We start from the raw sequence: 22277 nt of genomic DNA, 5'->3' as shown, positions 1-22277 counted from the left end.
CGAAAGAGAAAAATGAATACAAGCAGCGCAGAATTTTTAGCCAGTCAGGCTAACAAAGACATAACAAACCCCAATTCCGTAGAGCCGGTTCCAGAAATTATTGGTGCCGAGATGCTTGTGCGTGCACTGCACCACGAGGGAGTCGAATTTGTTTGGGGTTACCCAGGCGGTTCAGTACTCTTTATCTACGATGAAATTTTTAAGCAAGATAAGTTCGAGCACATTTTAGTGCGTCACGAGCAAGCAGCAGTTCATGCGGCTGATGGCTATGCGCGTGCTACCGGTAAGGTGGGCGTTGCTCTAGTTACTTCCGGTCCTGGCGTTACTAATGCCGTTACTGGTATTGCTACTGCTTACACCGATTCGATCCCTTTAGTGATCATTAGCGGTAACGTGCCTACTTACGCCATTGGTGAAGATGCGTTTCAAGAGGCTGATACAGTTGGTATTACCCGGCCGATAGTCAAACATAACTTCCTGGTGAAGGATGTAAAAGATCTTCCACTGGTGCTTAAAAAAGCTTTTCATATTGCGCAGACCGGTCGTCCAGGGCCCGTACTGATTGATATTCCTAAAGATATCTCTGCTGCGAAAGGCCCTTTTGTTTATCCAGAAACGCTAGAGATGCGTTCGTATAACCCAGTAGTAAAGGGGCATAGCGGACAAATTCGTAAAGCAGTTTCTTTGTTGCAAGAAGCAGAGCGCCCCTATATTTATACCGGTGGCGGTGTGATTCTGGCAGATGCCGCTCCTGAATTAAAGGCCTTTGCTGACTTACTGGGCTACCCAGTAACTAATACCTTAATGGGTCTTGGTGGATTCCCCGGCACTAGCCCACAATTTTTGGGCATGTTGGGAATGCACGGAACCTACGAAGCCAATATGGCGATGCAGCACAGTGATGTGTTGATTGCGATTGGTGCACGCTTTGATGACCGCGTGATTGGTAACACTGCTCACTTTGCTAGTAATCCCCGTAAGATCATTCACATTGATATCGACCCTTCAGTGATTTCTAAGCGGGTAAAGGTGGATGTGCCGATTGTTGGCAACCTCAAGGAAGTATTGCAGGAGATGACCGCTCAGCTCAAAGTTGCTGGCCCTCGCAAAAATGACGCAAAAATAGCTGCATGGTGGGATCAAATTAATGAGTGGCGTAAAAAAGATTGCTTAAAGTACGACGAAGCTTCTCAGATTGTGAAGCCGCAATACGTTGTTCAAAAGTTATGGGAGCTTACGGGCGGCGATGCATTTATCACCTCTGACGTAGGTCAACATCAAATGTGGGCTGCGCAGTTCTATAAGTTTGATAAGCCACGTCGCTGGATCAACTCTGGTGGCCTGGGTACTATGGGTGTTGGCTTGCCCTACGCTATGGGTATCAAGAAGGCATTTCCGGATAAAGATGTTTTTGCCATTACTGGCGAAGGATCTATTCAGATGTGTATTCAAGAGCTTTCTACCTGCAAGCAATACAACACACCGGTGAAGATTGTGTCTTTGAACAACCGCTACCTCGGTATGGTCCGTCAGTGGCAAGAGTTGACTTACAACAAGCGTTACTCGAGCTCATACATGGACTCATTGCCAGATTTCGTGAAGTTGGCCGAAGCCTTTGGACACGTTGGTATGCGTATTGAGAAAAAATCAGATGTTGAGGGTGCGCTCAAAGAAGCAATTCGCTTAAAAGATCGCACAGTATTTATGGACTTCCAGACTGACCCAGAAGAAAACGTTTGGCCAATGGTTCAAGCGGGTAAGGGCATCACTGAAATGCTCTTGGGTAGCGAGGAACTGTAATGCGACACATTATTTCTGTACTGATTGAAAACGAACCGGGCGCTTTATCACGCGTGGTGGGATTATTTTCTGCACGTGGCTATAACATTGAGTCTCTGAGTGTCGCTCCCACTGAAGATCCTTCACTTTCTCGCATCACGATTGTGACTTTTGGCTCTGATGATGTCATCGAACAAATCACTAAACATTTAAATCGTTTAGTGGAGGTGGTGAAAGTGTTTGATTTGAGCGAAGGCCCTCATATCGAGCGTGAGTTGATGATGATCAAGGTGCGCGCCGTAGGCAAAGAGCGTGAAGAGCTTAAACGCACAACGGATATTTTCCGTGGTCGCATCATTGATGTGACGGATAAGAGTTACACCATTGAATTAACTGGTGACGGAAGTAAATTAGACGCCTTTATTGATTCGATTGATCGTGCATCGATTCTGGAAACTGTTCGTTCAGGCGGTTCTGGTATTGGGCGCGGCGAGCGAATTTTGAAGGCATAATTTTTTTAACTGATTCATTACAGCATTACTACTTATTTCAATACAAGGAAAGAGCATGAAAGTTTTTTACGATAAAGATGCGGATTTATCCCTGATCAAGGGCAAAAAAGTAACCATCATTGGTTATGGTTCACAGGGTCACGCACACGCATTGAACCTCAGAGACTCAGGCGTAAACGTAACCGTTGGTTTGCGTAAAGACGGCGCTTCTTGGAGCAAAGCAGTGAATGCTGGTTTGACAGTAAAAGAAGTGACTGAAGCAGTAAAAGATGCCGACGTTGTGATGATGCTATTGCCAGATGAGCAAATTGGCGATGTTTACAATAAAGAAGTGCATGGCAACATTAAGCAGGGCGCTGCGCTTGCTTTTGCTCATGGATTTAATGTCCATTACGGTCAAGTTCAGCCGCGCGCTGACTTAGATGTGATCATGATTGCCCCAAAGGCTCCTGGGCATACCGTTCGTGGTACCTATGCACAAGGTGGTGGCGTTCCCCATTTAATCGCTGTGTACCAAGATAAATCTGGTTCAGCACGCGATGTTGCTTTGTCTTATGCGACAGCTAATGGCGGCGGTCGTGCTGGCATTATCGAGACTAACTTCCGCGAAGAAACAGAGACTGATCTATTTGGTGAGCAAGCGGTTCTATGTGGCGGCGCTGTGGAGTTGATTAAAGCAGGTTTTGAGACTTTAGTAGAAGCCGGTTACGCCCCTGAGATGGCTTACTTTGAGTGCTTGCATGAACTCAAGTTAATCGTAGATTTAATTTACGAAGGTGGCATTGCTAACATGAACTACTCCATCTCCAATAATGCAGAGTATGGTGAGTATGTCACTGGCCCACGCATCGTTACTGAAGAAACAAAAAATGCAATGCGTCAGTGCTTAAAAGATATTCAGACTGGTGAATACGCCAAGAGCTTTATCTTGGAAAACAAAGCAGGCGCACCTACCTTGATTTCTCGTCGTCGTTTAAATGCAGAACATGACATCGAAGTAGTCGGCGCTAAGTTGCGTGCGATGATGCCGTGGATTGCTAAAAACAAATTAGTCGACCAGACTAAGAACTAAAACCGAAAAGGCTCAGAACAAAGATGATGTATCCGCACCCCATTATTGCAAGAGAAGGTTGGCCGTATTTGGCTTTAGTGGGGGGTGTTACATTGCTTGTGCACTTTCTTGCGGGCCTTGCTTGGTCCTGGCCGCTTTGGATTATTTTCTTCTTTGTTCTGCAGTTTTTTCGTGATCCCCAACGTATTCCTGCTTTAGGTCGTGACCTGGTTTTATCGCCAGCCGATGGCCGCATCGTTGTGGTGGAAAAAACCAATGATCCATACGCAGGTCGTGAAGCGCTGAAAATTAGCGTGTTCATGAACGTCTTTAACGTCCATTCGAACCGAAGTGGGGTCAATGGACTAGTTAAAGAGATCCAGTATTTCCCTGGTAAATTTGTTAATGCCGATTTAGATAAAGCGTCTACAGAGAATGAGCGCAATGCCGTGGTGATTGACGCCAACGGGCAAACTGTGACTCTCGTTCAGGTGGCTGGCTTAATCGCTCGTCGCATTCTTTGCTACACCCATGTGGGTGATCGACTCACTGCGGGCGAACGCTATGGCTTTATTCGTTTTGGTTCCCGGGTCGATGTTTACCTTCCTCTGACTGCAGAGCCCTTGGTGAGCGTAGGTGATAAGGTATTTGCCACCAATACCGCCTTGGCTCGTGTGCCTGGCTTAGATTAATCTAGTACTGTTACCGGAGCTACTTTGCCAACATTTCGCCGTCGTGGTCGTATCGATCGTAGTCGTCTTTCCTCAAAGTCCGCTGAGCGTAAGCAGGATGACTGGGCGGAAGAGCTTGGCGATGCAGTAGATTTTGAAGTGGAAGAGTTGCACGAAGGAAGGCCGCGCAAACGCAGTAAGGGCATCTACCTTTTGCCTAATGCATTTACGACCGCAGCGCTGTTTTGTGGATTTTTTGCCATCGTTAATGCCATGAATCACCAGTTTGAGACTGCCGCGATCGCTATCTTTGCCTCGCTCGTTCTCGATGGTATGGATGGCCGCATAGCACGTATGACAAATACCCAAAGTGCTTTTGGTGAGCAGTACGATTCTTTAGCTGACATGGTTTCTTTTGGAGTGGCGCCTGCCTTAGTCGCGTATGAGTGGGCACTTAAGGATATGGGTAAATTAGGCTGGCTCGCTGCCTTTACCTACTGTGCAGGTGCCGCTTTGCGCCTGGCTCGCTTTAACGTCAATACTACAGTTGTCGATAAGAAGTTTTTTCAGGGCTTACCAAGTCCTGCGGCTGGCGCTTTGATGGCTGGCTTTATCTGGCTCGCTGATGATAATAAAATCCCGGTACGCGATACCGCTATTCCTTGGATCACCTTCTTTTTGGCCATTTATGCTGGTTTGACGATGGTCTCTAATGCTCGTTTTTATAGTGGAAAAGCGCTGGATGTGCGCTACCGCGTGCCCTTTGGTGTGATGGTGTTGATGATTCTCACCTTTGTATTGATATCCTCCAACCCGCCTCTTACCTTATTTGGTTTATTCGTTATCTACTCGATTTCAGGTTATGTCATATGGGCTTGGGAGCGCTTTAGTGGGCACCGTATTAGCTAAGCTCTGGTAAAGATTTGGCTAATTACAAATAATTGGGTTATATTGAAAGTATGTTGATTAATTCTTACCCCTTACATGAGCTCCTTCTACTGGCGCTAAGCTTACAGCTTGGGGCAGGTAAGGCCTGAGTTAATGAGATTGAAATAATTCATTAACCACCAAATACCAGCCCCAGCTTATAGCTGGGGTTTTTGTTTTAAAGAACCTAATTTTAAAAAATATCCAAAGCAATATTGAACCGGAGAGTAGTGATGAGCGATAAAGTAATCATTTTTGACACCACCTTACGTGATGGCGAGCAATCCCCTGGCGCCTCGATGACAAAAGATGAAAAGGTTCGTATTGCTCGCCAACTAGAGCGCCTGAAAGTTGACGTCATTGAAGCTGGTTTCGCAGCCAGTTCTGAGGGTGATTTTCAGGCGATCTCGGCAGTAGCCGCAGCCGTTAAAGACTCGATTGTGTGCTCACTTGCGCGTGCCAACGACAAAGATATCACTCGCGCAGCAGATGCTTTAAAGGCAGCTAACGCTAAGCGGATTCATGCCTTCTTGGCTACCAGTCCATTGCATATGGCAGTGAAATTGCGCATGTCTCCTGAGGAAGTATTAGAGCAAGCAAAACGATCTATTCGTTTTGCCAGAAACTTGGCCGATGATGTGGAGTTCTCTGCAGAGGATGGCTATCGTTCAGAGATGGATTTTTTATGCAGAGTCGTTGAGGCCACCATTAAAGAGGGTGCTTCTACGATTAACATTCCGGATACCGTTGGTTACGCCACTCCGGAGCTGTATGGTGAATTTATTAAAACCTTACGCACCCGTGTCCCAAATTCTGATAAAGCGGTATGGTCAGTGCATTGCCATAATGATTTAGGGATGGCGGTAGCGAACTCTTTGGCAGGAGTCAAGATAGGCGGAGCGCGTCAAATTGAGTGCACGATTAATGGCTTGGGTGAGCGAGCTGGTAATACTGCGTTAGAAGAAATTGTCATGGCCTTACGTACACGTAAGGATTACTTTGATATGGTTTGCGGCATCGATGCAAGTCAAATTGTTCCATCATCGAAGTTGGTCTCTCAAATTACTGGCTTTGTCGTTCAGCCCAATAAAGCGGTTGTTGGTGCCAATGCATTTGCACATGCCTCAGGCATTCATCAAGATGGCATTTTGAAGAATCGCGAGACATATGAAATCATGCGCGCAGAAGATGTAGGTTGGGCGGCCAATAAGATCGTATTGGGCAAATTATCTGGTCGCAATGCTTTTAAACAGCGTTTGCATGATTTAGGAATTGCTGTTGAAGCAGAGTCAGATTTAAATGACGCCTTCGTACGCTTTAAGACATTAGCTGATCAAAAAGTGGATATATTTGATGAGGATATTATCGCCATCATGTCAGATTCTGCGACAGCGGAAGCGGGTGAGCATTACCACTTTGTCTCCTTAAGTCAGCATTCTGAAACTGGCGAGCGCCCAAAAGCTAAAGTGACTTTTAGGATGGGTGAGCATGAGGTGAGTTCTGAGGCTGAGGGTAACGGCCCGGTGGATGCCAGCTTAAATGCGATTGAGGTACTGGCTCAAAGCGGGGCAGAACAGTTGCTTTACTCTGTTAATGCCATTACTTCTGGTACGCAGTCACAAGGTGAGGTTACTGTACGCCTGACCAAGGGCGGGCGTATTGTGAATGGCGTTGGTACTGATCCTGACATTATTGCTGCTTCTGCTAAGGCCTATTTATCTGCTCTGAATAAGCTGCATGATCCCAGCTTAGTCAAGATCAACGCTCAGATGACACCCTAATTAATTTAGGGTGCTGTCTTTGTAGTACTTGGTTCCTTTGCCCGTAATTTCGGCTGCAAGTCCAGAGTCAGTTAGCTGGTACATCAATACGCCAGGAGCGACAACTACAGCATCTTGGTACGCATCGCCATCATTTTGATATTTAGCGGCAGCGGTGACTTGACCACCAAAAGTCCAGCCTGAGTTGATAAAGTCGTTCATCGCGGCAGCGGTTTGAAACACGAATACATTCTGGAAAGTTTTTATTCCAAATCCGAGCCCAGCTTGGATTTCAGCCATATTCATATAGGTTGCTTTTTTGTTGGCATTGTTGATGACTACACCGCTACCGGTGCCTCCACCAGCAATCAGAATCTTCATGCCAAAATTACTGAAGGTCGCATAACCTGCAGCTCTATCGATGGCCTCTCGTGCTTTGGGCGATACTTTGTAGAGCTGTGCGAGAGTGGCTTGGTTTTTTTTGAGAATCTCTTCCCGCTGCTGAGAAATAGTCTTATCCGATGCAAACGGATTTGAAAACTGAGCAGATGCCATTAAAGGGCAGAGAAAGATCAGCCCTACGGCTAGTTGGAATATGAATTTTAGGGGCACAAGAACCTTGATTGTGTAGAGGGAAATTGAATAACTCTTTGTACACTACGGACTATCTTACGAGCGGTTGACTGGGGAGTAGTCAGGCAGAATAAGCAGAATAAGCAAAGTAAGCAGTCAAATTTTCATTAAAAACACCTTAAATGGCCCGTTTTGTGAAAATATGCGAACTTTTCCTTAGCTGTATTGCGGGGCTTGAGGCCGTTGATCCCACTGTAATCAGCCCAAATGCAGGGTTTTATCGCTAATCTGCTACAATTTAAGGGCTTTGATTTGTAAAGCTTTTTTGTTTCATTTTGTTAATAACGCACGACACAAATTGGGTGAGAGCTCAGGTGTTCGCAAGTAAGGAGTATGAAAATGGCAGTTGCTGATATTAAAACGGCGGAAATCGTCAAAGATAACGCGCGTAGCGCAAACGATACGGGTAGCCCTGAAGTGCAAGTTTCATTGCTAACAGCCCGTATTAACGAACTAACACCCCATTTCAAGGTTAACGCTAAGGACCATCATAGCCGTCGTGGCTTGTTGAAGATGGTTTCACGTCGTCGTCGCCTTTTGGACTACCTCAAAGGCAAAGACTTGGGTCGCTATCGCGCATTGATTGAGAAATTAGGCCTGCGTAAGTAATTCTGATTGGTATGTAATGCCATCTATCTTAGGGTTGTTTCTTTGTTGAATCAGCTTTAAGAAGGTGGCATGTTTTTTGGGCGGTTGCAGATTATTTGTATAGAGGATCGTGTCATTCCAATGAGTTTCTGGGCTTAGTAAGTCAGTGCCTCCCTGGAATGACATTCTTTGCAATCTTCAAGCGCTCCAGTGTTGTCGTGACACTGCTTTATCCCACGACAAGCATGTAATCCATGTGGCTTATGTGTGAACAATTTGGAGAAGATCAAAATGACTATGTTTAACAAAGCAGTAAAAACCTTTCAATGGGGCAATCACCAGGTAACAATGGAAACAGGTGAGATTGCTCGTCAATCCGGTGGCGCTGTCATCGTGAATATCGACGACACAGTCGTCATGGGCACAGTGGTAGCCTCTAAGTCAGCCAAGCCTGGACAGTCTTTTTTCCCGTTGACTGTTGATTACCTAGAAAAAACATATGCCGCTGGAAAAATTCCTGGCGGCTTTTTCCGTCGCGAAGGTCGTCCATCCGAAGGTGAGACACTGATCTCCCGTTTGATCGATCGCCCATTGCGTCCTTTATTTCCAGAAGGCTTCTTAAATGAAGTTCAGGTTGTAATCCATGTTTTATCGATCAACCCTGATGTGCCTTCAGATATTCCGGCTTTAATCGCTGCTTCTGCTGCGTTAGCTATTTCCGGTATTCCGTTTGCTGGCCCCGTTGGTGCGGCACGCGTAGGTTATGCAAATGGCCAATACCTGTTGAACCCAACCCGTCCCGAGCAAGCCACTAGTGAGATGGACTTGATCGTTGCTGGTACACAAGCTGCAGTATTGATGGTGGAATCAGAAGCCAATCAGTTATCAGAAGAAATCATGTTGGGCGCAGTGGTATATGGCCATGACCAAATGCAGACAGCTATTAATGCTATTAATGAATTGGTTAGCGAAGCTGGCAAGCCAGAGTGGGATTGGACTGCAGCCCCTAAAGATGAGCCATTCATTGCTAAGGTTACCGCTTTGGCTGAAGGCCCATTGCGTGAGGCATATCAGATTCGTCAAAAGGGTGCACGTTCAGACAAGCTAAAAGAAACCACCAAGACTGTATTAGCCAAGTTGGCTGAAGAGGGTGATGTTGATGCGGTTGCTGTGAACGATATTCTTTTTGAAATCGAAGGCAAGATTGTTCGTAGCCAAATTTTAAATGGTGAGCCACGCATCGACGGCCGTGATACACGCACGGTTCGTCCAATCGAAATTCGTAATGGTGTATTGCCACGTACGCACGGTTCCGCATTATTTACCCGTGGCGAAACTCAAGCTTTGGTAGTCGCTACTTTGGGTACTGCGCGTGATGAGCAAATTATTGACGCCCTCGAAGGCGAGTACCGTGATCGCTTTATGTTCCACTACAACATGCCTCCGTTCGCTACTGGCGAAACAGGTCGTGTAGGTAGTCCAAAGCGTCGTGAAATTGGTCATGGCCGTTTAGCTAAGCGCGCATTGATTCCAGTATTGCCAAGTGCAGAAGATTTTGCTTACAGTATTCGTGTGGTATCCGAGATTACTGAATCGAATGGTTCTTCATCAATGGCTTCTGTTTGTGGTGGTTGTTTGGCCATGATGGATGCTGGCGTTCCAATCAAGGCGCACGTTGCTGGTGTTGCAATGGGCTTAATTTTGGATGGCAATCGCTTTGCTGTATTGACCGATATCTTGGGTGACGAAGATCACTTAGGCGATATGGACTTTAAAGTAGCCGGTACTGCAAATGGTATTACCGCTTTGCAAATGGATATTAAAGTTCAGGGCATCACTAAAGAAATCATGCAAGTTGCGTTAGCGCAGGCTAAAGAAGGCCGCTTACATATTCTAAGCAAGATGCAAGAAGCGATGGGTTCAGTTCGTACAGAATTGTCTGAGCATGCTCCGCGTATGGTGTCGTTCAAGATTCATCCAGACAAAATCCGTGAAGTTATCGGTAAAGGCGGCGCAACAATTCAGGCTTTAACTAAAGAAACCGGTTGCAGCATTGACATCAAAGATGATGGCACGGTAACCATTGCCTCAACCAGTGCTGAGGGTATGGCTGAAGCCAAAGCCCGCATTGAAGGCATTACTGCTGAAGCTGAAGTTGGCAAGATCTACGAAGGTCCTGTAGTGAAGCTGCTTGAATTCGGTGCGTTGATTAATATCCTTCCAGGTAAAGACGGCCTGTTACACATCTCTGAAATTTCAAATGAGCGTGTAAAAGAAGTAAAAGATTATTTGCAAGAAGGTCAGATTGTACGTGTGAAGTTGTTAGCTGCTGATGAGCGTGGTCGTTTACGCTTATCCCTCAAAGCTGCCATGGCTGAAGAGGGCGGTACGATTGCTCCTTTAGCTGGTGCTGATGAAGCTGCACAAGCTAACCCAGCTTCTGATGAAACTGCATAAGCAATACTGAGTAAAGATTAGAGCGGAAATCGTTATGCGCGTAATTGAGATCAAAGAATTTGGTGCGCCGGAAATGCTGGTACCTAACATCCGTCCCGACCTGGTGGCTCCGGCTGCTGGCGCGGGTGAGATCTTAATTAAAGTAGCTGCTGCAGGAATTAATCGTCCGGACGTATTGCAACGAAAGGGCTTTTACCCTGTGCCAGCTGGCGCATCTGATATTCCTGGCCTAGAAGTCGCCGGTGAAATCATTGGCGGCGATTTAGCCCATGCAGATAATGTATTTGGGCTGAAGCTGGGTGATCGCGTTTGTGCTTTGGTGCAGGGCGGCGGTTATGCAGATATGTGCCTAGCTCCTATCGCGCAGTGCCTACCCTATCCTAAAGGTTTTACAGATCAAGAGGCTGCAGCTTTGCCTGAAACGTTTTTCACTGTATGGAGTAATGTCTTCATGCGTGGTGAGCTTGCGCAGGACGAAACGTTATTAGTGCAGGGCGGTTCAAGTGGAATCGGCGTAACTGCCATTTTGATTGCTAAAGCCTTAGGTCACAGAGTATTCGTAACTGCAGGGACCGATGAAAAATGTGCTGCCTGTATAGCCTTAGGTGCGGACTTAGCAATTAACTATCGGTCGCAAGATTTTGTGGAAGAAGTTAAAAAAGCAACGGATGGTAAGGGTGTAAATGTCATTTTAGATATGGTCACCGGCGCCTATGTTCAGCGCGAGATCGATTGCTTGGCTGATGATGGCCGGATTGTGATCATTGCCATTCAGGGTGGATCAAAGGCGGACGTTAGCACCAATCAAATTTTGCGTCGTCGCTTGACGATCACAGGCTCTACTTTGCGCCCACGTCCGATTGCCTTTAAAAAGCAAATTGCACAACAGCTGCACGAGCGTATTTGGCCTTTGCTGGATGCGGGTAATTTAAAGCCAGTGATTTATAAAACATTTACTTTGGATCAAGCGGCAGATGCTCATGCCTTGATGGAATCATCTGAGCACGTTGGTAAGATTGTTTTAACTGTTTCATGATTGCCTGAGTTAGATTTCATGCGACCACTTATTATTATCGGCAACTGGAAAATGCATGGCAACCTTGCCAGCAATTCTGACTGGGTAAAAACGGTTTGTCGCGGGATGGAGCAAGGTATGCCTGCAGGGCGTCAATATGCGGTGTGCGTACCATCGCCGTACTTGGCGCAGTGCGATGCATTGATCAAAGACTGCTCGCTCGCTTTTTTGAGTTTGGGTGCGCAAGATGCTTCTGCTTTTGCAGCTGGCGCTTATACGGGTGATGTTGCTGCATCGATGTTGAAAGAATTAGGATGTGCTTATGTGATTGTTGGGCATTCTGAGCGCCGTCAGTTTCATTATGAGACTGATGAGCAGATAGCTGAGAAAGCCTTACAAGTACTTGACAATGGTATGACCCCAGTGATTTGCGTTGGTGAGTCTGCTGATGAACGTAATTCAGGACGTGAAGTGGAAGTGGTACGCAGTCAGATTGCAAGGCAGGTTGCTGTGTTGCAAGATCGCTTAGCGGATTGTTTAATTGCCTACGAGCCTCTTTGGGCAATTGGAACCGGTAAAGTTGCTAGCGCTCAGGTTGCTCAGGATATGCACCGTGCAATTCGCTTGCAATTAGCCGAGTTTAATGAAGATGTAGCATCCCATGTGGGAATTTTGTACGGAGGCAGTGTCAAACCTGACAATGCCGTTGAATTGTTTGCAATGCCCGATATTGATGGTGGATTGATTGGGGGGGCTTCATTAAACTCCCAGGATTTTTTAGCTATTTGTCAGGCCTAGATTTTTTATTTGGAGATAAGCCATGGAATGGTTTAAGACTTTACTGATTGTTTTGCAGGTGATTTCAGCATTAGCTGTAATCCTGCTTGTGTTACTTCAACAGGGTAAGGGCGCAGATATGGGTGCCGCCTTTGGCTCGGGTTCATCTGGTAGTCTATTTGGCGCTAGTGGATCGGCTAATTTTCTATCTCATGCAACTGCAGTCTTTGCGGCGGCCTTCTTTATTTGCACTCTGGGCATTACTTGGATTGGAAATAAAAAAGAAGTGAGTCCCGGTGTACTTTCTGGAACAGTGGCTCCAGTAGTTGCACCTGCGGCCGCTCCGCTTGTGACACCTCAGGATCCAAGTAAGCCGGCGGTTCCGAAGTAAATACCGTTTTTTTGGTGTTGCTAGGGTGTTTTATGCTGTGGGGAAGTAGTGCAATGCAGTAGAATTGACATGTTTTACAAGATGCCGACGTGGTGGAATTGGTAGACACGCTATCTTGAGGGGGTAGTGGCTTAGGCTGTGCGAGTTCGAGTCTCGCCGTCGGCACCAAAATTGTGTTTTTATGGGGTTAAAGTTGGCGCTAAAACGCAACTTACTAGACTCATTGATAATTGGAAGTAACATATGCCAAATTTGGCTAATGACTCAGGGCTATTTTGAATCTCGCTAATTATTTTCCTGTTTTGCTGTTTATCCTTGTAGGTATTGGGGTTGGTTTAGTCCCAATGTTCCTCGGAAAAATCTTGGCTCCTTCAAAGCCAGATGTAGAGAAGCTGTCTCCTTATGAGTGCGGTTTTGAGGCATTCGAAGATGCCCGCATGAAATTTGACGTGCGCTATTACTTAATTGCCATCCTCTTCATTCTATTTGACTTAGAAACAGCCTTTCTGTTTCCGTGGGGCGTTGTTCTGCGTGATATCGGCTGGGCTGGATATGCCTCGATGGTGGTTTTCTTATTTGTATTTATTGTAGGTTTTGTGTACATCTGGAAAAAGGGCGCCCTCGACTGGGAGTAACGATAAGCATATGGCACTTGAAGGCGTTCTAAAAGAAGGATTTGTGACCACTACAGCGGATCAGTTAATTAACTGGACGCGAAATGGCTCTTTATGGCCCATGACCTTTGGCCTAGCTTGCTGCGCTGTTGAAATGATGCATGCTGGTGCTTCTCGTTATGATTTAGACCGCTTTGGCGTGGTTTTTCGTCCATCTCCGCGCCAATCCGATTTGATGATTGTGGCTGGCACTTTGTGCAATAAGATGGCCCCAGCCCTTCGCAAGGTCTACGACCAAATGCCTGAACCACGTTGGGTCATCTCAATGGGTTCCTGCGCCAATGGCGGTGGTTATTACCATAACTCATATTCGGTAGTGCGCGGCTGCGATCGTATCGTACCAGTTGATATTTACGTTCCTGGATGCCCTCCTACAGCTGAAGCATTGATCTACGGAATTATTCAGTTGCAGTCGAAGATTGCACGTACCAGCACTATTGCACGGAAAGCTTAGGCCATGTCAGATCGCTTAGTTCAACTGGCAGCTAACTTAGAGAAGGTTCTAGGCAAGCGAGTGCAGTCTATTGAAACTGCCTTAGGTGAAGTAACTATTGTTGTGAATGCTGATGCCTATCTTGAATCAGCAATGCTTTTACGTGATGATCCCTCGCTTGCTTTTGAGCAATTAATTGATTTGTGTGGCGTGGACTATCAGGATTACAAAGAAGGGCAGTGGGTTGGTCAGCGCTTTGCTGCGGTTTCTCATCTCTTGTCACTGGCACATAACTGGCGCTTACGTGTGCGTGTATTTGCACCCGACGATAGTTACCCTGTAGTTGCATCGCTTACCTCAGTATGGGCTGTTGCCAATTGGTTTGAGCGTGAGGCGTTCGATCTGTATGGCATCCTTTTTGATGGCCATGAAGACTTGCGTCGCATCTTGACGGATTATGGTTTTATCGGTCACCCCTTCAGAAAAGATTTCCCTATCTCAGGCAATGTAGAAATGCGCTACGACCCAGAGTTAAAGCGAGTTGTCTATCAGCCAGTAACGATTGAGGCGCGTGAGATAACGCCGCGTATCGTTCGTGAAGAGCAGTACGGAGGTCCGGTTTAAGTTATGGCGCAAATTAAGAACTACACCCTCAATTTTGGTCCTCAACATCCTGCGGCACATGGTGTTTTACGCCTAGTGCTTGAGTTGGATGGAGAGGTCATTCAGCGAGCGGATCCGCACATTGGTTTATTGCATCGTGCTACGGAAAAATTAGCTGAAACACGTACTTGGATTCAGAATGTTCCGTACATGGATCGTTTGGATTATGTATCGATGATGGCCAATGAGCATGCCTATGTCATGTCTATTGAAAAGTTACTTCAGGTAGATGTGCCTTTGCGTGCGCAATATATTCGCGTGATGTTTGATGAGCTAACGCGCTTGCTGAACCATCTTTTATGGATTGGTTGTCATGGTTTAGACGTTGGTGCGATGGCGGTGTTCTTGTACGCCTTCCGTGACCGTGAAGATATCTTTGATATGTATGAGGCGGTATCGGGTGCACGTATGCATGCTGCTTACTATCGTCCGGGTGGCGTATATCGTGATCTGCCAACAGAAATGGCGCAGTTCTCCAAATCCAAGATTCGTAGCGCATCTGCGATTAAGCGTTTAAATGAAAACCGAAGCGGTTCCTTGCTCGATTTTATTGAATCCTTTTCAGGACGATTTGATGCGAACGTTGATGAGTACTGCAACCTGTTAACTGATAATCGTATTTGGAAGCAGCGCTTAGTCGGTATCGGTGTTGTGACACCTGAGCGCGCTTTGCAACTAGGCTTTACAGGTCCGATGTTACGTGGCTCTGGTATTGAGTGGGATTTACGTAAGAAGCAACCCTACGAAACCTATGACAAGTTAGATTTTGATATTCCTGTTGGCGTGAATGGCGACTCATACGATCGTTATTTGGTGCGCATGGAAGAGATGCGCCAATCCAATCGAATCATCAAACAGTGCGTTGCCTGGCTTAAAGCGAATGACGGCCCAGTCATGAGTGATAACCATAAGGTTGCCCCTCCAAAACGGGTAGATATGAAAACTAATATGGAAGAGTTGATTCATCATTTCAAACTCTTTACAGAAGGTATGCACGTTCCGAATGGCGAGGCTTATGCCGCTGTTGAGCATCCTAAGGGCGAGTTTGGTATTTACTTGATTTCTGATGGTGCTAATAAGCCATATCGTTTAAAAATTCGGGCTCCAGGATTTGTACATCTTTCCGCAATGGACGAAATGTCACGCGGACACATGCTGGCAGATGCCGTAACTATTATTGGTACTCAAGATATTGTTTTCGGGGAGATTGACCGCTAATGCAGCGTGCCAAGGATGAATACATGACAACAACAATTGCACTCTCCGAAAAAACGCTCGCTGATATTGCGCGTAATGTTGCTAAATATCCTCCAGAGCATAAGCAGTCTGCAGTGATGGCTGCATTAATTGCGGCACAAACTGAAGTGGGCTGGGTTTCTCCTGAAGTAATTGAGACTATTGCCCAAATCTTAGAAATGCCAACGATTGCTGTCGATGAGGTTGCTACCTTCTACAACATGTATGACACCAAACCGGTTGGTAAATATAAGCTGGTGATTTGCACCAACTTACCCTGCCAGTTAAAGCATGGCGAAACTGCTGCAAGCCATTTGAAGAAAACTTTAGGCATTGGCTACAACGAAACTACTTCTTGCGGTATGTTCACCTTGAAAGAGGGCGAGTGTATGGGCGCTTGTGGAGACTCTCCTGTGATGTTGGTAAATAACAAGCGTATGTGCAGCCTCATGAGTAACGAAAAAATTGACGCTTTACTGACTGAGTTACGAGCAGAAGGAAATGCAGCATGACCAGCTTGCACGGTAGGCATATTAAGCCCCTCATCCTAGCTGGGCTGAATGGCGAAAATTGGCGCTTAAAAGATTACGTGAGTCGTGGCGGCTATCAACAGCTTAGCCGCATCATTAGTGAAAAAATGACGCCTGATGCCATTATTGCGGAGTTAAAAGCATCCTCTCTTCGTGGTCGCGGAGGCGCAGGCTTTCCTACGGGGCTGAAGTGGAGTTTTATGCCGCGCCAGTTTTCTGGTCAGAAGTATTTAATTTGCAATAGCGATGAAGGTGAGCCCGGGACATTTAAAGACCGAGACATCATGCGCTATAACCCACATGCATTAATTGAAGGCATGATTATTGGTGCTTACACCATGGGCATTTCCGTAGGGTACAACTATATTCATGGTGAAATTTGGGAAACGTATTCTCGTTTCGAGGAAGCGCTAGAAGAGGCCCGTGCCGCAGGCTTCTTGGGTGACAAAATTTTAGGAAGTGATTTTAATTTCCAGCTACATGCCTCACCAGGTTGGGGTGCGTATATTTGTGGTGAAGAGACTGCGCTTCTAGAGTCATTAGAAGGCAAAAAAGGGCAGCCACGCTTCAAGCCACCATTTCCAGCAAGCTTTGGCTTGTACGGTAAGCCAACAACCATCAACAATACTGAGACGTTTGCTGCTGTGCCGTTCATCATGGCGATCGGTGGCCAAGCTTATTTAGATTTAGGTAAGCCAAATAATGGGGGCACTAAGATTTTCTCCGTATCTGGCGATGTTGTATATCCAGGTAATTATGAGATTCCCCTTGGTACGCCCTTTGCAGATTTGCTCAGACTTGCTGGCGGTATGCGAGATGGTCGGACTTTGAAGGCAGTTATTCCTGGTGGTTCTTCTGCGCCTGTAGTTCCTGGCTCGCAGATGATGGATGTGACAATGGACTATGACAGCATTGCAAAAGCAGGATCAATGCTTGGATCTGGCGCCGTTATTGTGATGAACGATACGCGTTGCATGGTTCGGGCTTTAGAACGCTTGTCTTATTTCTATCACGAAGAATCTTGCGGTCAATGTACGCCATGCCGCGAGGGTACTGGTTGGCTGTGGCGCATTGTCAGCCGTATTGAACATGGTCAGGGTCGCCCAGAGGATTTAGATTTATTAAACGATGTAGCTGCCAATATTCAGGGCCGTACAATTTGCGCCTTGGGTGATGCTGCAGCGATGCCAGTGCGTGGCATGTTAAAGCACTATATGGATGAATTTGCGTATCACGTGGAACATAAGCGCTGCTTAGATTCTGCGCAACCTTTATAAAAGATACTGAGTACGGGATAGCTTAAAGTGAGCATGGTCGAAATCGAATTAGATGGTAAGTCAGTAGAAGTTCCGCAAGGTTCGATGGTGATGCATGCCGCCAATAAAGCGGGCACTTATATTCCTCATTTTTGTTATCACAAGAAATTATCCATTGCTGCCAATTGCCGCATGTGTTTGGTAGAGGTTGAGAAAGCGCCTAAGCCATTACCTGCTTGCGCAACACCGGTGAGCCAAGGGATGAAAGTATTCACGCATTCTCCCAAGGCAGTTGAAGCCCAACGCTCTGTTATGGAGTTTTTATTAATCAACCATCCTTTAGATTGCCCAATCTGCGATCAGGGTGGTGAATGTCAGTTACAAGATTTAGCGGTCGGTTATGGCAAGTCCAATTCTCGCTATGATGAAGAGAAGCGGGTAGTTTTCCATAAAAATGTTGGCCCGTTGATTTCGATGCAGGAAATGTCACGCTGTATTCACTGTACCCGTTGCGTTCGTTTCGGACAAGAGGTCGCTGGAGTGATGGAGTTAGGCATGGTCAATCGTGGCGAGCATTCTGAAATTACTACTTTTTCAGGTCAAACAATTGATTCCGAGTTGTCTGGAAACATGATTGATATTTGCCCGGTGGGTGCATTGACTAGCAAGCCATTTCGCTATGCCGCACGTACATGGGAATTAGGTCGCAAGCGATCTGTCAGTCCACACGATAGTTTGGGTAGTAACACTACCGTTCAAACAAAAGCAAATAAAGTCATGCGCGTTGTGGCTTTAGAAAATGAAGCTATCAATGAGTGCTGGATCAGTGATCGCGATCGGTTTGCTTACGAAGGGCTTAACAGCGCAGATCGTATTACTGCCCCGATGGTGAAACAAGGTGGCGAGTGGTTGGAGACCGATTGGGAATCTGCCATGACTTATGTGGCTAATTCATTAAAGACGATTGCCGCAGAGAGTGGTCCTGAAGCAGTAGCTGCACTTGCTCACCCCATTTCTAGCGTTGAAGAATTACATCTTTTACAGAAACTCATTCGAGGTTTAGGTTCGAGCCAAGTTGAGACCCGTTTGCATCAAATTGATGTGAAGGGCGCACCTTCTACCCCTTGGTTGGGAATGCCAATAGCTAAACTCGATGAATTAGATCGTATCTTGGTAGTGGGTAGTTTTTTGCGCAAAGATCAGCCATTAATTGCTGTTCGTTTGCGTGCGACTGCCAAACGCCATTTGCAATTGCTTCGTATTGATGCGGGCGGCGATGATTGGTTAATTCCAGCGGTTGGAAGTATTGCTGCCGTACCAAGCGCCTGGGTTAAGGAATTAAGTGAAGTGGCATCTGCTGTTTCTATTGCGAAATCTATCTCGATGCCACAGGGTATCGAGCTTGTAGCGATTTCTCCAGCGGCTCAATCGATTGCAGATAGACTGCTGTCGGGCTCTTCAGTAGCGGTGTTAATCGGTTCGGCTGCTCAGGCACATCCTCAGGCGGCAAGCTTGTTTGCGTTGGCACAATTTATTGCCACTCACACTGGCGCTACCTTAGGCTTTCTCCCGGTCGGCGGAAATGCAGTAGGGGCAAGCTTAGTGAAAGCAAATAGCGCTGGTGTCGATGCCTTGCTCTCTGGTGAGCGCCGTGCTGTGTTGCTAATGAACTTAGAGCCCGATGTTGATTTGCCAAACCCCCAATATGCTCGTGCCGCTCTAGCTAAAGCAAACACCGTAATCGCGCTAAGTGCTTATCGCAGCCCTGATTTACTGGAAGTTGCGGATGTCATTTTGCCGATTACACCATTTACTGAGACGGTATCTACTTTTGTGAACGCAGAAGGGGTTGTCCAAACAATTCAGCCTGCGGTTAAACCTTTGGGCGACTCTCGCCCGGCCTGGAAGGTGCTGCGTGTTTTAGGTGGCTTGCTAAATTTAGATGGATTTTTATTTAATGCGCCTGAAGAAGTTCTCGGTGAGGCCTTGTCTGAAGACTATTGCTCGCTGTTAAATAATCAGGGCACTGCATCCGTCAGCATGACTCCAGTAGGTACTGGTCTGGAGCGCGTATCCGATATCGCTAGTTATAGCGGCGACTCAATTGTGCGTCGTTCACCAGCATTGCAATTAACTCGTGATGCAAAACGCGGTAATCAAGTTGGTTTAGGGCAAAAGCTATTTACGGAGATGGGCTTAAAAGAGGGTGATGCTGTTCGGGTAACTCAAGGATTGCTCTCTGTTGATATGCCGGTAACACTAGAGCGTAATCTGGCTAGTCATGCAGTGAGGGTTTCTGCTGGGACTTTAGCTAGCGCGCAATTAGGGTCGATGTTTGGTCCTGTAACCATTAGTAAAGTTTAGGGGCCAAGATGGATCATTTCTTGACCCTAGTCACCACCCAAGGTGAATCTATTTTTGGTTCGCTCTGGCCAGCAGTCTGGGCCTTAGTTCGAATCGTCATTATCGTATTACCGATGTTTGGAGCGGTTGCATACCTTACCTTGTGGGAGCGTAAGCTAATCGGTTGGATGCATATTCGTATTGGGCCTAATCGAGTTGGTCCATTGGGTTTGTTGCAGCCTATCGCAGATGCTTTGAAGTTGTTGATGAAGGAGATTATTTCTCCTGCGCAGGCCAGCAAAGTATTGTTCGTTATTGCTCCTGTGATGGTGATCATGCCGGCATTTGCCGCTTGGGCAGTGATTCCTTTTCAGGCAAAGATGGTGCTTGCTGACGTGAATGCAGGCTTACTCTATGTAATGGCCATCTCTTCTATTGGTGTTTATGGCGTGATTTTGGCTGGTTGGGCATCAAATTCTAAATACCCATTTCTGGGTGCTATGCGTGCTTCAGCTCAGATGATCTCTTATGAGATTGCCATGGGCTTTGCTTTGGTTACAGTACTACTCACTTCAGGCTCTTTAAACTTAAGCGCGATTGTTGCCTCTCAAGAACAAGGTTACTTTGCTGGTTTGGGCCTGAATTTTCTTTCGTGGAATTGGTTGCCTTTGTTGCCAATGTTCTTAATCTACTTCATTTCTGGCGTCGCAGAAACAAACCGCCATCCATTTGATGTGGTGGAGGGTGAGTCCGAAATTGTTGCTGGTCATATGGTGGAATATTCCGGCATGGCATTCGCGATGTTCTTCTTGGCTGAATACGCCAACATGATTTTGATTGCAGCCTTGGCTTCAACATTATTCTTAGGTGGTTGGTTGCCAATTGTGGATTTACCAATTTTGCGCGACATACCAGGCTTCTTCTGGTTGTTCGGAAAAACTTTTTTCCTTTTGTCATGCGTTATTTGGCTACGTGCTACCTTGCCCCGATATCGTTATGACCAGATCATGCGCTTGGGTTGGAAGATCTTTATTCCGATCTCAGTATTTTGGGTCGTTGTCGTTGGTGCATGGGTTGTTTCCCCATGGAACATTTGGAAATAAGTTGATCAATCATGTTTAAGAAAATTTCCCAATTCCTTGATAGCTTGATGCTCAAAGATATTTTGACGGGCATGGCTATTACCGGTCGCTATCTGTTTAAGCCTAAGATTACGATTCAGTATCCTGAAGAAAAGACTCCTCAATCCCCACGTTTTCGTGGCCTGCATGCTTTGCGTCGCTATGAGAATGGCGAAGAGCGTTGCATTGGTTGTAAGTTGTGTGAGGCAGTTTGCCCAGCCTATGCCATCACCATTGAAACGGCAGAGCGAGACGATGGTACGCGTCGAACTAGTCGCTATGACATTGATTTAACAAAGTGTATTTTCTGCGGCTTTTGCGAAGAGGCCTGTCCTGTTGACGCTATTGTTGAGACCAATATTTTTGAGTACTTTGGCGACAAACGCGGAGATCTTTATTTCACTAAAGACATGTTGTTAGCCGTTGGTGATCAGTACGAAAAAGATATATCTGTGAACCGTGCTGCTGATGCCCCTTATCGTTAATCGAGTTAAGAACAACAATCCATGACATTCGATTCTGCTTCTATTTTTGCTGTATTTTTCTATGCGTTTGCTGGGCTGTTAGTCATTTCAGCATTGCGTGTAGTTACTGCTCGCAACCCCGTACATGCTGCATTATTTTTGGTGCTCGCATTCTTCTGCGCATCCGGTTTGTGGATGTTGCTCAAGGCCGAGTTCTTAAGTTTGGCATTGATTCTGGTTTATGTGGGCGCTGTCATGGTCCTCTTCCTATTTGTTGTGATGATGCTCGATCTTGATGTTGAGCACCTTCGTCGTGATTTTAAGAAATACCTCCCGGTTGCTTTTTTAATGGGTGCAGTGATTGTTCTTGAGCTGTCTATTGTCCTGATTCGCAGCTTTGTTGGCACCAGTACGCCGGTCCAACCTATGCTGGAAGAAATCATGGCGAGCAATACTCAGGCTTTGGGAATGTTGATTTTTGTAGACTACGTCTACGCATTTGAGGTTGCTGGTGTTATTTTGTTGGTAGCGATCATTGCTGCTGTAGCGCTGACCTTACGTAATCGCAAAGATTCCAAATCCCAAAACATCCATGAGCAAGTGAATGTCAATGCAGCTGATCGCATGCGTATCGTGAAGATGGATTCTGATATGGGTGCCAAGCAAGACGCTCGAGGAGAGAAGCAATGACTATTACCTTAGCGCATTACTTAGTATTAGGTGCAATTCTGTTTGCAACAAGCATAGTGGGTATTTTTTTAAACCGTAAGAATGTCATTGTGCTGTTGATGGCAATTGAATTGATGTTGCTCTCGGTGAACATGAACTTTGTTGCCTTCTCTCATTTTTTGGGTGATATGGCGGGTCAAGTATTCGTATTCTTTATTTTGACTGTGGCTGCTGCTGAGGCGGCAATTGGTCTAGCAATTTTGGTGGTTCTCTTCCGTAAGGTAGACACCATTAATGCTGAAGACCTTGACCATCTAAAAGGCTAGT

Annotated in this window: 23 protein-coding genes and 1 tRNA gene; 23 read left to right on the top strand and 1 reads right to left on the bottom strand. The window is 46.2% G+C overall.

Features of this window, described 5'->3' with window-relative positions; translation table 11 throughout:
- The first annotated feature begins 12 nt into the window (after positions 1-12).
- The 6 genes from B0G85_RS09150 to B0G85_RS09125 all read left to right on the top strand — a co-directional run bounded on the left by B0G85_RS09150 (position 13) and on the right by B0G85_RS09125 (position 6721).
- Complete coding sequence (locus tag B0G85_RS09150) at positions 13-1800, top strand: acetolactate synthase 3 catalytic subunit (RefSeq protein ID WP_100380152.1); 1788 nt, start codon at positions 13-15, stop codon at positions 1798-1800.
- A complete protein-coding gene (gene ilvN / locus B0G85_RS09145) occupies positions 1800-2291 on the top strand; it encodes an acetolactate synthase small subunit (protein WP_100380151.1) in 492 nt (163 codons plus the stop codon). The genes B0G85_RS09150 and ilvN overlap by 1 nt, the downstream gene beginning before the upstream one ends.
- A gap of 55 nt (positions 2292-2346) precedes the next feature.
- Entirely contained in the window at positions 2347-3363 is a 1017-nt protein-coding gene (ilvC, locus tag B0G85_RS09140; RefSeq protein ID WP_100380150.1) for a ketol-acid reductoisomerase, read from the top strand.
- 23 nt (positions 3364-3386) lie between these two features.
- Entirely contained in the window at positions 3387-4034 is a 648-nt protein-coding gene (locus tag B0G85_RS09135; protein WP_100380149.1) for a phosphatidylserine decarboxylase, read from the top strand.
- A 24-nt stretch (positions 4035-4058) separates the two neighbouring features.
- Positions 4059-4922, top strand: a complete 864-nt coding sequence (gene pssA, locus B0G85_RS09130) for a CDP-diacylglycerol--serine O-phosphatidyltransferase (protein ID WP_100380148.1) — start codon at positions 4059-4061, stop codon at positions 4920-4922.
- Between the two features lie 251 nt (positions 4923-5173).
- On the top strand, positions 5174-6721 hold the full coding sequence (locus B0G85_RS09125; protein WP_100380147.1) for a 2-isopropylmalate synthase: 1548 nt from the start codon (positions 5174-5176) through the stop codon (positions 6719-6721).
- Here the strand turns inward: B0G85_RS09125 and B0G85_RS09120 are convergent, their stop codons facing one another.
- Positions 6722-7255: a lipid-binding SYLF domain-containing protein gene (locus B0G85_RS09120; RefSeq protein ID WP_100380146.1), complete on the bottom strand. Its 534-nt coding sequence runs from the start codon at positions 7253-7255 to the stop codon at positions 6722-6724.
- A 417-nt stretch (positions 7256-7672) separates the two neighbouring features.
- Here B0G85_RS09120 and rpsO point away from each other — a divergent pair, with 417 nt between their 5' ends.
- The 17 genes from rpsO to nuoK all read left to right on the top strand — a co-directional run bounded on the left by rpsO (position 7673) and on the right by nuoK (position 22276).
- Entirely contained in the window at positions 7673-7942 is a 270-nt protein-coding gene (gene rpsO / locus B0G85_RS09115; protein WP_088527783.1) for a 30S ribosomal protein S15, read from the top strand.
- A 270-nt stretch (positions 7943-8212) separates the two neighbouring features.
- On the top strand, positions 8213-10378 hold the full coding sequence (pnp, locus tag B0G85_RS09105; RefSeq protein ID WP_100380144.1) for a polyribonucleotide nucleotidyltransferase: 2166 nt from the start codon (positions 8213-8215) through the stop codon (positions 10376-10378).
- A 34-nt stretch (positions 10379-10412) separates the two neighbouring features.
- The gene (locus B0G85_RS09100) at positions 10413-11414 is read left to right on the top strand and encodes an NAD(P)H-quinone oxidoreductase (RefSeq protein ID WP_100380143.1); all 1002 of its coding nucleotides are present in this window, start codon (positions 10413-10415) and stop codon (positions 11412-11414) included.
- Between the two features lie 18 nt (positions 11415-11432).
- Positions 11433-12191, top strand: a complete 759-nt coding sequence (tpiA, locus tag B0G85_RS09095; RefSeq protein WP_100380187.1) for a triose-phosphate isomerase — start codon at positions 11433-11435, stop codon at positions 12189-12191.
- Between the two features lie 22 nt (positions 12192-12213).
- Complete coding sequence (gene secG, locus B0G85_RS09090) at positions 12214-12561, top strand: preprotein translocase subunit SecG (protein ID WP_100380142.1); 348 nt, start codon at positions 12214-12216, stop codon at positions 12559-12561.
- An 83-nt stretch (positions 12562-12644) separates the two neighbouring features.
- Positions 12645-12729, top strand: a tRNA-Leu gene (locus B0G85_RS09085).
- 107 nt (positions 12730-12836) lie between these two features.
- On the top strand, positions 12837-13196 hold the full coding sequence (locus B0G85_RS09080; RefSeq protein ID WP_100380141.1) for an NADH-quinone oxidoreductase subunit A: 360 nt from the start codon (positions 12837-12839) through the stop codon (positions 13194-13196).
- Between the two features lie 10 nt (positions 13197-13206).
- Positions 13207-13689 carry a NuoB/complex I 20 kDa subunit family protein gene (locus tag B0G85_RS09075; RefSeq protein ID WP_011902891.1) on the top strand — a complete coding sequence of 161 codons (483 nt, stop codon included), beginning with the start codon at positions 13207-13209 and terminating at the stop codon, positions 13687-13689.
- 3 nt (positions 13690-13692) lie between these two features.
- Positions 13693-14292, top strand: a complete 600-nt coding sequence (locus B0G85_RS09070; RefSeq protein ID WP_100380140.1) for an NADH-quinone oxidoreductase subunit C — start codon at positions 13693-13695, stop codon at positions 14290-14292.
- 3 nt (positions 14293-14295) lie between these two features.
- Positions 14296-15549 (top strand): NADH-quinone oxidoreductase subunit D, encoded by a 1254-nt coding sequence (locus tag B0G85_RS09065; RefSeq protein ID WP_100380139.1) that lies wholly within the window; start codon positions 14296-14298, stop codon positions 15547-15549.
- A gap of 23 nt (positions 15550-15572) precedes the next feature.
- Positions 15573-16079 (top strand): NADH-quinone oxidoreductase subunit NuoE, encoded by a 507-nt coding sequence (gene nuoE / locus B0G85_RS09060; RefSeq protein WP_100380186.1) that lies wholly within the window; start codon positions 15573-15575, stop codon positions 16077-16079.
- Complete coding sequence (gene nuoF, locus B0G85_RS09055) at positions 16076-17374, top strand: NADH-quinone oxidoreductase subunit NuoF (protein WP_100380138.1); 1299 nt, start codon at positions 16076-16078, stop codon at positions 17372-17374. The genes nuoE and nuoF overlap by 4 nt, the downstream gene beginning before the upstream one ends.
- Before the next feature lie 33 nt (positions 17375-17407).
- Positions 17408-19717, top strand: coding sequence for an NADH-quinone oxidoreductase subunit NuoG (gene nuoG / locus B0G85_RS09050; RefSeq protein WP_100380137.1), 2310 nt, complete (start codon positions 17408-17410; stop codon positions 19715-19717).
- An 8-nt stretch (positions 19718-19725) separates the two neighbouring features.
- Entirely contained in the window at positions 19726-20799 is a 1074-nt protein-coding gene (nuoH, locus tag B0G85_RS09045; RefSeq protein WP_100380136.1) for an NADH-quinone oxidoreductase subunit NuoH, read from the top strand.
- 11 nt (positions 20800-20810) lie between these two features.
- Positions 20811-21302 carry an NADH-quinone oxidoreductase subunit NuoI gene (nuoI, locus tag B0G85_RS09040; RefSeq protein ID WP_100380135.1) on the top strand — a complete coding sequence of 164 codons (492 nt, stop codon included), beginning with the start codon at positions 20811-20813 and terminating at the stop codon, positions 21300-21302.
- Positions 21303-21323: 21 nt separating this feature from the next.
- Positions 21324-21971, top strand: coding sequence for an NADH-quinone oxidoreductase subunit J (locus B0G85_RS09035; RefSeq protein ID WP_100380134.1), 648 nt, complete (start codon positions 21324-21326; stop codon positions 21969-21971).
- On the top strand, positions 21968-22276 hold the full coding sequence (gene nuoK, locus B0G85_RS09030; RefSeq protein ID WP_100380133.1) for an NADH-quinone oxidoreductase subunit NuoK: 309 nt from the start codon (positions 21968-21970) through the stop codon (positions 22274-22276). The genes B0G85_RS09035 and nuoK overlap by 4 nt, the downstream gene beginning before the upstream one ends.
- Position 22277: the final 1 nt, after the last annotated feature.

Source organism: Polynucleobacter brandtiae (genome assembly GCF_002797575.1).
Lineage (GTDB): Bacteria > Pseudomonadota > Gammaproteobacteria > Burkholderiales > Burkholderiaceae > Polynucleobacter > Polynucleobacter brandtiae.
This window is presented reverse-complemented; position numbering and strand designations above follow the sequence as displayed.

What these genes read in the sequence shown, in the direction of transcription:
- B0G85_RS09075 (WP_011902891.1), top strand. Translation starts at nt 13,207, where the DNA reads ATGGCACTTGAAGGCGTTCTAAAAGAAGGATTTGTGACCACTACAGCG.
- B0G85_RS09100 (WP_100380143.1), top strand. Translation starts at nt 10,413, where the DNA reads ATGCGCGTAATTGAGATCAAAGAATTTGGTGCGCCGGAAATGCTGGTA.
- B0G85_RS09035 (WP_100380134.1), top strand. Translation starts at nt 21,324, where the DNA reads ATGACATTCGATTCTGCTTCTATTTTTGCTGTATTTTTCTATGCGTTT.
- nuoF (WP_100380138.1), top strand. Translation starts at nt 16,076, where the DNA reads ATGACCAGCTTGCACGGTAGGCATATTAAGCCCCTCATCCTAGCTGGG.
- B0G85_RS09150 (WP_100380152.1), top strand. Translation starts at nt 13, where the DNA reads ATGAATACAAGCAGCGCAGAATTTTTAGCCAGTCAGGCTAACAAAGAC.
- nuoH (WP_100380136.1), top strand. Translation starts at nt 19,726, where the DNA reads ATGGATCATTTCTTGACCCTAGTCACCACCCAAGGTGAATCTATTTTT.
- B0G85_RS09065 (WP_100380139.1), top strand. Translation starts at nt 14,296, where the DNA reads ATGGCGCAAATTAAGAACTACACCCTCAATTTTGGTCCTCAACATCCT.
- nuoI (WP_100380135.1), top strand. Translation starts at nt 20,811, where the DNA reads ATGTTTAAGAAAATTTCCCAATTCCTTGATAGCTTGATGCTCAAAGAT.
- ilvC (WP_100380150.1), top strand. Translation starts at nt 2,347, where the DNA reads ATGAAAGTTTTTTACGATAAAGATGCGGATTTATCCCTGATCAAGGGC.
- B0G85_RS09070 (WP_100380140.1), top strand. Translation starts at nt 13,693, where the DNA reads ATGTCAGATCGCTTAGTTCAACTGGCAGCTAACTTAGAGAAGGTTCTA.
- ilvN (WP_100380151.1), top strand. Translation starts at nt 1,800, where the DNA reads ATGCGACACATTATTTCTGTACTGATTGAAAACGAACCGGGCGCTTTA.
- nuoG (WP_100380137.1), top strand. Translation starts at nt 17,408, where the DNA reads ATGGTCGAAATCGAATTAGATGGTAAGTCAGTAGAAGTTCCGCAAGGT.
- B0G85_RS09120 (WP_100380146.1), bottom strand. Translation starts at nt 7,255, where the DNA reads ATGGCATCTGCTCAGTTTTCAAATCCGTTTGCATCGGATAAGACTATT.
- tpiA (WP_100380187.1), top strand. Translation starts at nt 11,433, where the DNA reads ATGCGACCACTTATTATTATCGGCAACTGGAAAATGCATGGCAACCTT.
- B0G85_RS09125 (WP_100380147.1), top strand. Translation starts at nt 5,174, where the DNA reads ATGAGCGATAAAGTAATCATTTTTGACACCACCTTACGTGATGGCGAG.
- rpsO (WP_088527783.1), top strand. Translation starts at nt 7,673, where the DNA reads ATGGCAGTTGCTGATATTAAAACGGCGGAAATCGTCAAAGATAACGCG.
- B0G85_RS09135 (WP_100380149.1), top strand. Translation starts at nt 3,387, where the DNA reads ATGATGTATCCGCACCCCATTATTGCAAGAGAAGGTTGGCCGTATTTG.
- secG (WP_100380142.1), top strand. Translation starts at nt 12,214, where the DNA reads ATGGAATGGTTTAAGACTTTACTGATTGTTTTGCAGGTGATTTCAGCA.
- nuoK (WP_100380133.1), top strand. Translation starts at nt 21,968, where the DNA reads ATGACTATTACCTTAGCGCATTACTTAGTATTAGGTGCAATTCTGTTT.
- pnp (WP_100380144.1), top strand. Translation starts at nt 8,213, where the DNA reads ATGACTATGTTTAACAAAGCAGTAAAAACCTTTCAATGGGGCAATCAC.
- nuoE (WP_100380186.1), top strand. Translation starts at nt 15,573, where the DNA reads ATGACAACAACAATTGCACTCTCCGAAAAAACGCTCGCTGATATTGCG.